At 42.6% G+C, this 12,191-nt stretch carries 11 protein-coding genes and 1 riboswitch; of the genes, 8 read left to right on the top strand and 3 right to left on the bottom strand.

Features of this window, described 5'->3' with window-relative positions:
• The first annotated feature begins 22 nt into the window (after positions 1-22).
• Positions 23-205, top strand: a complete 183-nt coding sequence (locus tag TV75_RS18725; protein ID WP_044340333.1) for a hypothetical protein — start codon at positions 23-25, stop codon at positions 203-205.
• Between the two features lie 89 nt (positions 206-294).
• On the top strand, positions 295-861 hold the full coding sequence (locus TV75_RS18720; protein ID WP_044340332.1) for a biotin transporter BioY: 567 nt from the start codon (positions 295-297) through the stop codon (positions 859-861).
• 41 nt (positions 862-902) lie between these two features.
• On the opposite strand, the gene TV75_RS18715 is transcribed toward TV75_RS18720, so the two are convergent.
• Positions 903-1,691 (bottom strand): GNAT family N-acetyltransferase, encoded by a 789-nt coding sequence (locus tag TV75_RS18715; protein WP_044340331.1) that lies wholly within the window; start codon positions 1,689-1,691, stop codon positions 903-905.
• 232 nt (positions 1,692-1,923) lie between these two features.
• On the opposite strand from TV75_RS18715, the gene TV75_RS21980 reads away from it, so the two are divergent.
• Entirely contained in the window at positions 1,924-2,073 is a 150-nt protein-coding gene (locus tag TV75_RS21980) for a lmo0937 family membrane protein (RefSeq protein WP_156142529.1), read from the top strand.
• Between the two features lie 52 nt (positions 2,074-2,125).
• On the opposite strand, the gene pckA is transcribed toward TV75_RS21980, so the two are convergent.
• The gene (gene pckA, locus TV75_RS18710; protein WP_044340330.1) at positions 2,126-3,715 is read right to left on the bottom strand and encodes a phosphoenolpyruvate carboxykinase (ATP); all 1,590 of its coding nucleotides are present in this window, start codon (positions 3,713-3,715) and stop codon (positions 2,126-2,128) included.
• A 329-nt stretch (positions 3,716-4,044) separates the two neighbouring features.
• Positions 4,045-4,189: riboswitch (SAM riboswitch) on the top strand.
• Between the two features lie 211 nt (positions 4,190-4,400).
• On the opposite strand from pckA, the gene metK reads away from it, so the two are divergent.
• Positions 4,401-5,603 carry a methionine adenosyltransferase gene (gene metK / locus TV75_RS18705; protein WP_044340329.1) on the top strand — a complete coding sequence of 401 codons (1,203 nt, stop codon included), beginning with the start codon at positions 4,401-4,403 and terminating at the stop codon, positions 5,601-5,603.
• A 228-nt stretch (positions 5,604-5,831) separates the two neighbouring features.
• Here the strand turns inward: metK and TV75_RS18700 are convergent, their stop codons facing one another.
• Positions 5,832-6,347, bottom strand: a complete 516-nt coding sequence (locus TV75_RS18700) for a gamma carbonic anhydrase (RefSeq protein WP_044340328.1) — start codon at positions 6,345-6,347, stop codon at positions 5,832-5,834.
• Positions 6,348-6,432: 85 nt separating this feature from the next.
• On the opposite strand from TV75_RS18700, the gene TV75_RS18695 reads away from it, so the two are divergent.
• The 4 genes from TV75_RS18695 to TV75_RS18680 all read left to right on the top strand — a co-directional run bounded on the left by TV75_RS18695 (position 6,433) and on the right by TV75_RS18680 (position 12,157).
• Complete coding sequence (locus TV75_RS18695) at positions 6,433-7,236, top strand: alpha/beta hydrolase (protein ID WP_044340327.1); 804 nt, start codon at positions 6,433-6,435, stop codon at positions 7,234-7,236.
• Positions 7,237-7,250: 14 nt separating this feature from the next.
• Positions 7,251-8,324 (top strand): tetraprenyl-beta-curcumene synthase family protein, encoded by a 1,074-nt coding sequence (locus tag TV75_RS18690; RefSeq protein WP_044340326.1) that lies wholly within the window; start codon positions 7,251-7,253, stop codon positions 8,322-8,324.
• Between the two features lie 344 nt (positions 8,325-8,668).
• The gene (locus TV75_RS18685; protein WP_437176722.1) at positions 8,669-11,044 is read left to right on the top strand and encodes an immune inhibitor A domain-containing protein; all 2,376 of its coding nucleotides are present in this window, start codon (positions 8,669-8,671) and stop codon (positions 11,042-11,044) included.
• Between the two features lie 111 nt (positions 11,045-11,155).
• On the top strand, positions 11,156-12,157 hold the full coding sequence (locus TV75_RS18680; RefSeq protein WP_044340324.1) for an LLM class flavin-dependent oxidoreductase: 1,002 nt from the start codon (positions 11,156-11,158) through the stop codon (positions 12,155-12,157).
• The last annotated feature ends 34 nt before the right edge of the window (positions 12,158-12,191 follow it).

The raw sequence follows: 12,191 nt of genomic DNA, 5'->3' as shown, positions 1-12,191 counted from the left end.
TGCTAATAAGGAGAGAAAGAAAATGCAATACATAGCCATAGGGAGGATCATTCAAGTATTAAATGAACTTCACCCTAATCGTACCATCCTGTACCTGGTGAGCGATAAGGGAATAGATGAGTTTCTCCAAGGGAGGATTTCATTAAAAACAGCTTTAGAATGGCAGGCTAAAGAAAAGATATGTAATGTTTATGCTCCCAGTTAAAAAACGAGAGGGAAGAAAAATAAGCTTCCCAAAATCCTTTCAATTGTGTTAACTTAATATTATACATAGTTTACATACGCAAGGGGGATATGAAAGTGAACGGAGAAAAACTAAGGGTGATCATTCACTGCGCCATCTTTGCTGCCATTACGGGAATTTTCGCTCAAATCGAGATTCCGCTGCCACTTGTTCCAATCAGTGGGCAGACACTGGCAGTGGGAATAACAGCGACGATTCTTGGAAGCAGGTACGGTGCGTTTGCCATGGTATGCTATGCAGCCCTGGGAGCCGTCGGTGTTCCTGTATTTGCAGGCTTCAGTGGAGGGGCACAAGTATTAGTCGGGCCGACTGGAGGCTACATTTTCGGTTTTATCGCAGCGGCTTTCTTTACAGGCTTCATTCTGGAAAAAACGAAATTCACCATTCCAATGGCGATGATTGCCAATACAGTCGGGATGATCATTACATTGATCCTGGGTACCATTCAACTGAAATTTGTTGCGGATCTTAGCTGGAATCAGGCAATGGCAGCAGGTGTATATCCATTTATCGTAGTTGGGCTTATTAAAGCGTTCCTTGCAAGCTGGATTGGAATCACCGTTAGACAACGTCTGGTTCAGGCTAAGTTGATCGGGAACCGGAAAGTAGCAGCATAGTGAAAAAGTTGACTCTTTGTCGGGAGTCAACTTTTTTATGATTAAAATTTATACATAGACCAATATCCTATATCCTTGAAACCGATGCGCTTATAAATTTTCCCTGCTTCGGGGTTATCATAGAATAAGCACAATTCTTTACCTTCTTCTAGTACGTCACGACAAAGCTTCGTCATGCACTCTGTCGCGTATCCTCTTTTCTTGTACTCCGGATGGGTACAAACAGCCACTATCATCGCTGACATACTGTTTTCAGCGGTTGTGGATGCGGAAGAAACAAATTTTCCGTTTTCTTCAACGTAATAGCTTCTGGAAACTCCGGCTTCCATGCTGTGTTTTCTTTTTTCTACGCTAAAATCCCCGCCGCTGAACTCAGGTATGCTGTTCAACAGATCCACAAGTTTAGGAATAACAGTGAGGGTAGCCTCTTTCACATTTGGAAGGTCTTGTCGATCCATTGATTCGGTGTTGTCGCATTTCGCATAATACATATGTCTTTTTGATTTAACCTCTCTGGATAAAAACGGTTCAACCTCAGTGACGATCCGTTTTAAACCTGAAACGATGCTGTAGTCTTCATGTCCATTAATGATAGCGGCGAATCCTTCAGCATCAAATTCATCCATTGAAAACGGAATGAAATTTTCACGGTACTTAAGTAGAATGCCTCTTAAATTTCCTTCCTCATCGAAGTCGCCCCAGATCTTCTGGAAATCCTGTTCATACCCAAAGGCTTCAATGTCCCCGATAATAAACAAATTCTCAGCCGGCTGCCGATGAATGAGCTGCTGGCAAATATCATGATCCTCTTCTGTAAGCTGTCTGATCATTTTGATTCCCCTCCGTAAATTTTAATCATTATCATACCAAAATTAGAAATATTTAGTAAAGTATTATTTTTAGGAAAATTTAAATGAGAGCAAGAATGTTTTGAATAAATTCAGAGGGACTAACAGATGTTACTAATAGCTGCATAATTTTTAATGGAAATACCATGTATGGTTTTAAATGGACCGAAATAGGGAATCTTAGCATCAATCACAGTTATTAGGAGGGAAACTCATGCTTTGGACCATTATTGGAATTCTTTTAGTCCTTTGGTTGCTTGGATTGATTTTTAAAATCGGGGGAGCCATCATCCATATCTTACTCGTTATTGCCATTGTAGTATTTTTATTTAACAGAATCACCGGTCGAAAAAAAGGATTATAACCATAACAAAGGTCCGTCCCTCAACAATGAGGGACGGACCTTTGTATATAGACTATTTAACGGACGGGCCGCCTTTTAGTTCGATTTCAGATGGTACGTTCGAGAATTTCTTGAAGTTCTCGTTGAATTTATGGGCAAGTTCTTTTGCTTTCACTTCATATGCTGCTTCATTGGACCATGTTCTTTTTGGTTGAAGCACTTCGTCCGGAACACCAGGAACGTGAACAGGGATGTTCAGACCAAAGATGTCGTCCGTTTCTGTTTCAACGTGAGTCAGTTCGCCTTCAAGGGCTGCTTGAACCATGGCACGAGTGTAAGATAACTTCATGCGGTTACCAACACCGTATTCTCCACCAGTCCACCCGGTGTTCACCAGGAATACCTGTGCACTGTGCTCATCGATTTTCTTACCAAGCATCTCGGCATAGCGAGTTGCAGGGAGTGGCAGGAATGGTGAGCCAAAGCATGTTGAGAATGTTGCTTGTGGTGAAGTGATTCCGCGCTCTGTACCTGCAAGCTTGGATGTATACCCGCTTAAGAAGTGGTACATTGCTTGTTCTTTCGTCAGTTTGCTGATTGGAGGTAATACCCCGAATGCATCTGCCGTTAAGAATACGATGGTATTTGGATGTCCTGCAACACTTGGTTCAACGATGTTTTCCATCGCTTGAAGAGGGTATGCAGCACGAGTGTTTTCAGTTAATGTGTTATCCTCATAATCCGGGATGCGGGAATTGTCATCAAGGACGACATTTTCAAGGACAGAGCCGAAACGGATGGCATCGAAGATCTGTGGCTCTTTCTCACGTGTCAGGCCGATACATTTCGCGTAGCAGCCGCCTTCGATATTGAAAACACCGTTCGGAGACCATCCGTGCTCATCATCTCCGATTAAACGGCGGTTAGGGTCTGCGGATAAAGTCGTTTTCCCAGTACCGGATAAACCGAAGAACAATGCCACATCGCCTTCGCGACCTACGTTTGAAGAGCAGTGCATGGAAAGGATATCGGATTCAGGGAGCACGTAGTTCATGACAGAGAAGATCGATTTCTTCATTTCACCTGCATATTCAGTACCACCAATCAGGACAATTCTTCTTTCGAATGATACAATGATAAATGTTTCAGAATGAGTTCCGTCAACTTCGGGATCCGCCTTGAAGTTCGGAGCAGAAACGATTGTGAATTCTGATTGGTGACCCTTTAGCTCTTCTTCTGTTGGGCGAATGAATAATTGATGAGCGAAAAGATTATGCCAAGCAAATTCGTTGATCACCTGAATCGGCAGTCTATGTTTTGAGTCGGCACCTGCGAACCCTTTGAAAGAAAATACTTCTTCTTTTTCTTTTAAGTAATTGATCACTTTCGTATATAGTTTATCGAATGATTCAGATGAGATGGGTTGATTGACAGATCCCCACTCAATCTTATCCTTCGTGGATGGTTCTTCAACTATAAATTTATCCTTAGGAGAGCGTCCTGTGTATTTACCAGTTTCTGCTCTGACTGCACCTGATGATGTTAAAACGCCTTCATTACGTTGAAGGACTTTTTCAACTAGTTGGGAAACAGATAATTGTTCCTGAATGTTTTGACCGTTAAGTAATTCTGTTAATTCATTAGACATGCTCACTGAATTCATTAGAACCCTTCCTTTATATAAATTTATTTAATGGCATCGCTTACTTCTCAAAAATAGTATAACACAATCAAGCTATTAGTCTATACTATTTATTTAATTTTATAATGTGTCTTCATTTTGTCACATTTTTCGTCCAAATACAGCTTGTTTCTTCTTATTTATATGAAGAAAAAATCTAAATGTTTAGCCTCATTACCCCATTAGGTTATTTTAATCGAGAAAAATGGTTGGAAGTCTTATAGAGAGGCTAAAAGATTGGTTAAACCTGTCACTCGAAAAAAAGTTGACACCTCTAGTCCTAAACGTTATCATTGTTCCTTGAACGGATACTCTTATCCTGAGCTGGTGGAGGGAGCAGACCCTATGAAACCCAGCAACCTGCTAAATAGTGAATGGATCCTTTCTGTCTGAAACGATCCGATTAAGCGAAGGTGCTAAACTGAGGCAAGGTCTATGAACCTTGAACGATAAGAGAGAAAAGGCGCGGCTATGATCTGAAACCTTTCCTCTATTGCTTTAATCATGAGGAAGGGTTTTTTCTGTTTATAGTGGATCAAATGCACATAATTCATGATTTTTTTATAAAAAAACCATGTTTACTTCATACTACTTAGGGAATGAGTACCGTATCTGTTTAATGTTTTGTTAGATCAAAGTCTAACAAATAGCTTAAGGAGGAACCTTGATGTCAACTAAACGTCGTCTGTTTACATCTGAGTCCGTAACCGAAGGACATCCAGATAAAATTTGTGACCAAATTTCTGATTCAATTCTTGATGCAATTCTTACCAATGATCCGAATGCCCGCGTGGCATGTGAAACGTCTGTTACAACGGGTCTTGTTCTTGTTGCAGGTGAAATTACAACAAGTACGTATGTCGATATTCCAAAAATCGTTCGCGAAACGATCCGTGAAATCGGCTACACTCGTGCGAAATACGGCTTTGATGCTGAAACATGTGCAGTACTTACATCCATCGATGAGCAATCTGCTGATATCGCTCAGGGTGTAGACCAGGCGCTTGAAGCCCGTGAAGGTCAAATGACGGATGAAGAAATCGATGCAATCGGTGCAGGTGACCAAGGGCTAATGTTTGGATTCGCTTGTAATGAAACGAAAGAGCTTATGCCTCTTCCGATCTCACTTGCACACAAAATCTCCCGTCGCCTGACTGAAGTTCGTAAAGAAGAAATCCTTCCTTACCTTCGTCCGGATGGAAAGACGCAAGTAACCGTTGAATACGATGAAAACGATAAGCCGGTCCGTATCGACACGATCGTTATCTCTACTCAACATCACCCTGAAGTGACGCTTGAGCAAATCCAGCGCAACTTGAAAGAATATGTCATCGACCCGGTTGTACCGAAAGAACTGATCGATGGAGAGACGAAATATTTCATCAACCCGACAGGCCGTTTCGTTATCGGTGGACCACAAGGTGATGCAGGACTTACAGGACGTAAAATCATCGTTGACACTTACGGCGGATACGCCCGTCACGGTGGTGGTGCATTCTCTGGTAAGGATGCAACGAAAGTGGACCGTTCAGCGGCGTATGCAGCACGTTACGTAGCGAAGAACATTGTGGCAGCGGGACTTGCTGAAAAATGTGAAGTTCAATTAGCGTATGCAATCGGTGTTGCTCAACCGGTATCGATTTCAATCGACACATTCGGAACGGGTAAAGTATCAGAAGACGTATTGATTGATGTTGTCCGCAACAACTTTGACCTGCGCCCTGCAGGAATCATCAAAATGCTGGACCTTCGTCGTCCGATTTACAAGCAAACAGCTGCTTACGGACACTTTGGCCGTAACGATCTTGATCTTCCTTGGGAGCGTACAAACAAAGCTGAAGCATTAAAAGCAGAAGCATTAAGCGAATAAGAGAAGATATAGATAGAAAAGACCAACACTTATCAGGGTGTTGGTCTTTTTTTTTCGATAGGGGTCGGCGGTGGGGAGTTTATTTTATTGCGTGGAATGGCAGATATACCCCGACTTTGCTAGATATATTCTGAAAACGGTAGATAAATCTGAAACGGGGACCTTCATACAAGAAAATCTTCCATGAGTATTCTCAGGAAGGATGGGGTATCCCAAGTATATAAGAAGTTAAAATGGTTTGATGCTCTTATAATATTGTCCTTTTTCCGCGTATTCCCTGGAAATGCGCTTCATCTCGCTAATGTCATGTTCGTTCAGCTCTCTTACCACTTTTGCTGGACGACCGAATGCCAGTGTATTGGGAGGTATGACTTTTCCTTGTGGAACAAGGCTTCCTGCCCCGATAAAGGCTCCTTCTCCAATTTCAGCATTATCGAGAATGATCGATCCCATGCCGATTAATGCTTTTTTTCGGATTTTGCAGCTATGTAGAATCACCCCATGGCCGACGGTTACTTCATCTTCAAGAATAAGAGGGTTATTTGGACTCTGATGGAGTATGGAATTATCCTGTATATTTACTTTATTACCGATTTTCGTTGGAGCGACATCCCCTCTTATAACGGTGTTAAACCAAATACTGGACTCTTCACCGATCTCCACATCCCCAGAGATGGTCACATAATCAGCAATGTAAGCCGAATCAGAGATGACTGGTTTTTTATCATAATACGGATAGAGCATTTTTTACTACCCCTTTCAATAATATTTACTATAATAAATGGTAGCAGAATTCAATCAATTAGAGAACTATAAAGGAGGATTTGCCATGTGGAAATGGGAAACAGATCAAGAAGCAAAAGCAGTCATCGTCATCATCCATGGAGCAATGGAGCATCATGGCAGGTACGGTTGGCTCATTGAAATGTGGCGTGCAGCAGGCTTCCATGTCATAATGGGGGATTTACCGGGTCAAGGCATGACCTCAAGAAGTAAAAGAGGACATATCGATTCCTTTGATGAATATATAGTGGAAGTGAAAGATTGGGTACAGGCAGCTTATCAATTTGAATTACCTGTATTTATGATTGGTCATAGTATGGGGGGACTTGTCGCCGTCCGCATGCTTCAGGAATCCCATGTGAAACTGGCTGGTGTAATATTGTCCTCACCTTGTTTAGGCTTGGTCACTACGCCTGCTAAACCTATCGAGCTTTTGTCCTACGGGTTAAATAAAATTGCTCCTATGGTTAAATTCCCATCAGGGTTAACCATCGATATGGCAACAAGAAATGCAGATGTCCGTGAAATCGACAGCAATGATTCACTTTATATCACCAAAGTGTCTGTACGCTGGTACCGGGAATTGGCGCATGCGATAAAATTAGCTTTTGTTAATCTTGATAAGATGCCTGACGTTCCATTACTTGTCCTGCAGGCCGGTGACGACAAAATCGTGGATAAAAGAGCAGTGAAGAAGTGGTTCAACGAACTGTCCTTATCTGAAATGCATTACAAAGAATGGCCGAAATGCTATCATGAAATCTATAATGAACCAGAACGAGAAGATATATTTGAGTACTCCAAAATTTTCATTGAAAGTCGCTTGAAAGCGTTAGGTTACATTTTGTAAAAGAGGTGGTAAAGGTGTCCATTCCAAGTGATCCCTTTTCGTTAATGACAAGAGTATACCGAAATGTTTTTCCGATTGTTCATAAAGAGTTAGATGAGTGGAAGAGGCGTGCAGAAGCGATCCCCAACCAAGAATTGAGAAACCAGGCCCTTTCAAGTATTGAGCATAAAACGTTTCACTGTGAAGGTGGATCGATTCTATCACTTTTGGCACTGGATAAAAAACAGGATACAATCCGATTTATCGTTGCTTATCAAACGATAAGTGATTATTTAGATAATCTGTGTGATCGAAGTGTTTCTCTTGATCCAGAGGACTTTACCCTTCTTCATCAATCCATGAAGGATGCCTTGACAGTGGACGCTGTGCCTGTCAATTACTATGCATTAAGAGCAGATCAGGATGACGGGGGGTATCTCAGGGATCTGGTGCTTACCTGTCAATCCGTTCTTGCAAATCTAAGTCATTACGACAGCATCAAGGGTGATCTTCTCGAGTTGTGTGAATACTATTGTGATCTGCAGATACATAAACACGTGAAGAAAGAAGAGAGAGTGGGAAGGCTTCAGAATTGGTTTGAAACACACCGGTCGAACCTCCCTGAAATGAATTGGTACGAGTTTTCCGCCTGCTCAGGTTCGACCCTCGGTATATTCTGTTTAGTATCATACGCCTGTCGCAGCGATTTTAAGCCGTCCTACACAGAGAAAATAAAAAGCGGATACTTTCCGTATATTCAGGGCTTACATATCCTTCTCGATTACTTCATCGACCAGGATGAGGACCTCGAGGGGGGAGACTTAAACTTTTGTTTCTATTATGAGGACGATGAGCACTTAAAAGGTCGGCTCCTTCATTTCTTGCAAAAAGCAGATGAACATACCCACGGTCTGCCGCACGCTCACTTCCATCGTTTGATCAACAAAGGACTCATTGGCGTTTACCTGTCAGACGAAAAGGTAAGCAAACAAGAAAAAGTACAATCCTTCTCCAAAGAGTTCATCGGACAAGCCGGCTGGATCACCAGATTCTTCTACATTAACGGAAAAATCTACCGCAAATGGAAGAACCGTAAAAAAACATCCTGAATAAGAGGGACAGACCTTTGACACCAGTGTCGAAGGTCCGTCCCTTTTTTTGTCTATTGCATCAAACTTAAGTCGTATGAGTAATTTCTAAATCCGACCTTTTATACCATATTTATACAAAGTTTATTCGTTGATTTTCATCAGATCGCGACAATTTACCCATCCGTTCATTCGTGGAATTTCATACTATTTATCTAAAAAACTATTATTTCGTAATACTAAATAACTAATGTATTCTGAAAATATTTACTTTTCAGAATAATGGAGTATATTTTAATTAGTGTAAAAATTTAGTACAGAAAAAAGAGGGGGAATACTGTTTGAAATCACGTAAAGTATTAACAATGGCCATGGCTGCGGCATTAAGTGTAGGGGCATTTGCTGTACCTGCATCAGCTGCAACCACAGTGCCTGAAAATGTGTTAGCAAAGCCAACGGTGAAACACGAACATAAGCATGGAGGGCCTTTCGATTTAGGGATTGCGAATGACGAACGCCTGATTGAAATGTTGAAAAAAGACGGGAAAATCAAACAAAATGCGACACCTGCTGAGGCTGAAAAAGCACTGCAGAAGTTCTTGAAAGCGAAAGCGGATTCTGCTGAAAAAGAAGCAGGAGAATTACATGAAAATGAAGCTTCTGAAAAAGTTAAGCTTCAGAAACAAATGAAAGACAATGATTTGACAAATGGAAAAGGAAATAAATTGGGACAAGCCAAGAAGAATTCACCAGAGTCTGTGAAAGAAGAAGCGTATGACGGTGAAATGCGTACGGATAAGGTATTGGTACTTTTAGTTGATTATCCGGACAAGCCACATAATTCTATGACAGCTGATGAAACAGATATGTACTACGAAGGTGAAGATGCTTATTCCCGTGAGCACTATCAGGATATGTTGTTTGGTACAGGCGGTTGGACAGGCCCTGACGGTAAAAACTATGTTTCCATGAAGCAATACTATGAACAACAGTCGGGTGGAAGCTATTCTGTTGAAGGTGAAGTTGCTGGTTGGTATACAGCGAGTAAGCCTGCAGCTGAGTATGGTGGCAACTATCCTACTGAAGACGATAGTGATGTCAATGCACGCGGCCTTGTAAAAGAAGCGTTGGCGGCGGCGGCGGCAGATCCAACCGTAAACATTGCTGATTATGACAAATGGGATCGTTACGACCTTGACGGAGATGGAAATTACCTTGAGGCAGACGGGCTGGTTGACCACTTAATGGTTATTCACTCTGGTGTCGGTGAAGAAGCTGGTGGTGGATCGTTGGGATCAGATGCAATCTGGTCTCATCGCTGGAATCTTGGCGGGGTTCATGCTCTTCCGGGAACTGAAGCGACAGTTCCATATTGGGGTGGAGCCATGGCTGCTTATGACTACACGATCGAACCTGAAGACGGTGCTGTCGGAGTCATGGCCCATGAATTCGGACATGATTTAGGCCTTCCGGACGAATATGATACTCAGTATACCGGCGCAGGAGAACCGGTCAGCTACTGGTCCATCATGTCAAGCGGAAGCTGGGCTGGGGACATTCCTGGGACTCAGCCTACCGGATTCAGTCCTTACATGAAGGAAATGCTTCAAGAATCAGCCGTTGTTGATAATGAAGGGACAGAAGGTAACTGGTTAACTGGATCTGAAATCAATTTAGAGAACGTTACTAATGAAGGAACGGTAGCATTACTTGACGAAGCAAACACAAAAGGAACAAACAACGACGTAGTGAAAGTCAATCTTCCACAAAAAGAAACAGTCATCAATGAGCCTGCTAGCGGTGAGTATGAGTACTTCTCTGGAAGTGCTGATGACTTACACAATTATTTATCGACTACTGTGGATTTAACGAATGCTACATCTGCAAAGTTCAATTTCAAGGCTTGGTATGACATTGAAACGGACTGGGATTATGCATATGTAACGGTGAACGGTGAGCCGGTGGCAAGTGATATTACGACCGATACTAATCCACATGATTCTAATCTTGGAAATGGTATCACTGGTTCTTCTAACGGCTGGATTGACGCTTCTTTCGACCTTTCAGCTTATGCTGGTCAAGAAGTTGAAGTTGCCATTGAGTATGTAACGGATGCTGCCGTTTCGAATCCAGGATTCTATGCAGATGATCTTTCTGTAGTAGTCGATGGACAAGAAGTATTGTTTGATGACGCTGAAGGCGACGCTAAATTCAATTTAGACGGCTTCACGAAAAACGACGGTATCAAACGCTCCGAACACTACTACCTACTGGAATGGCGCAGCCACAACGGTGTAGATGAAGGTCTTGCCAACATCCGCCGTGGTGCGAGCCTAATGCAATTCGACGATGGTTTAGTGGTATGGTATGTCGATAAGCAATTCAGTGAAAACTGGACTGGCGTTCATCCAGGGGATGGATTTGTCGGCGTAGTGGATGCAGACCAAAGTACAAACTTCTGGAGTGATGGAGCTGTGGCTGGTACACGCTACCAAGTACATGATGCTGCGTTCAGTTTGAACAAATCAGAGAAAATGTTCCTGGACTATAGCGACCTTCTTGGAATCACTCTGAAAGACAATAAAACTGCTCAAAATCCATTATTCGACGACAGTGCGGATTACAGCAACAAAGGATTGATAGACGCTGGACGTAACGTACCGAACTACGGATTGAATTTCCGTGTAACAGGAGAAAGTGCTGACGGTACAGTCGGTAAAGTGTTGATCTACAAAAAATAAGTAAGTAAAGGGTGACTGCCTTCCTGGCAGTCACCCTTTAAGCATGTTAGTGGACATTTTTTACTATGGAATTGATAATAATACTCACATCAATAAAAGGAGATGTCCATTTTGACTATCAAGCTAAGTATTTTAGATCAGTCACCCATTTCAGAAGGAATGAGCCCTCAAGAGGCTTTACAACATACAGTACAATTAGCTCAGCATGCCGAAAAGTTGGGATTTGAACGTTTCTGGGTATCAGAGCATCATGATTCAACGGGTCTTGCCGGATCTTCACCAGAGGTCTTGATCGCTCACCTTGCACAGAATACATCAAAAATCCGTGTCGGTTCCGGAGGGGTCATGCTTCCTCATTACTCTTCATACAAGGTAGCGGAAAACTTCCGATTGCTTGAAGGGTTGAATCCGAATCGGATTGACTTAGGCCTCGGAAGGGCACCTGGCGGAATGCCGATGGCAACGATGGCCCTGCACGACGGAAAGCCGAGGGACGTCAATCGTTATCCGGAACAAATCGATGACCTCCTTGGATATTTGACGGATTCCTTACCAGACACACATCCGTACCAAGGTTTGACGGCAGCCCCGATGATCGAAACGATGCCGGAAGTATGGATGCTCGGTTCAAGTCCATCCAGTGCGATGCTGGCGGCACAAAAAGGATTACCGTATACCTTTGCACAATTTATTAATGGGGAGGGCGGTCCCCAATATACGCAGGCTTACAGAAATAACTTTGTTCCTTCCAAGTATCTGAAGGAGCCCAAAAACATCGTAGCCGTGTTTGCCGTCTGTGCTGAAACGGATGAAGAAGCAGAGAGAGTCGCATCCAGCATCGACTTAGCGATCCTTATGATCGAACAAGGCATGCGTTCAAACGGGACACCAAGCCCTGAAAAAGCGGCAGCTTATCAGTACACGCCTTTTGAAGAAATGAGAGTCCGTGAAAATCGCAAACGCATGGTCGTCGGAAATCCTAAAAAAGTGAAAGAACAACTACTTTCACTCAGTGAACAGTACCAAACTGATGAAATCATGCTCGTCAGCATCACATACGACTTCCAGGACAAACTTAAATCATTTGAATTAATCGCAAACGAATTGTTATAAAAAATAGGGACGGACCTCAAAAAGGTCCGTCCCT

It is taken from the genome of Rossellomorea aquimaris (assembly GCF_000935355.1).
Classification (GTDB): Bacteria; Bacillota; Bacilli; order Bacillales; family Bacillaceae_B; genus Rossellomorea; species Rossellomorea aquimaris_B.
This window is presented reverse-complemented; position numbering and strand designations above follow the sequence as displayed.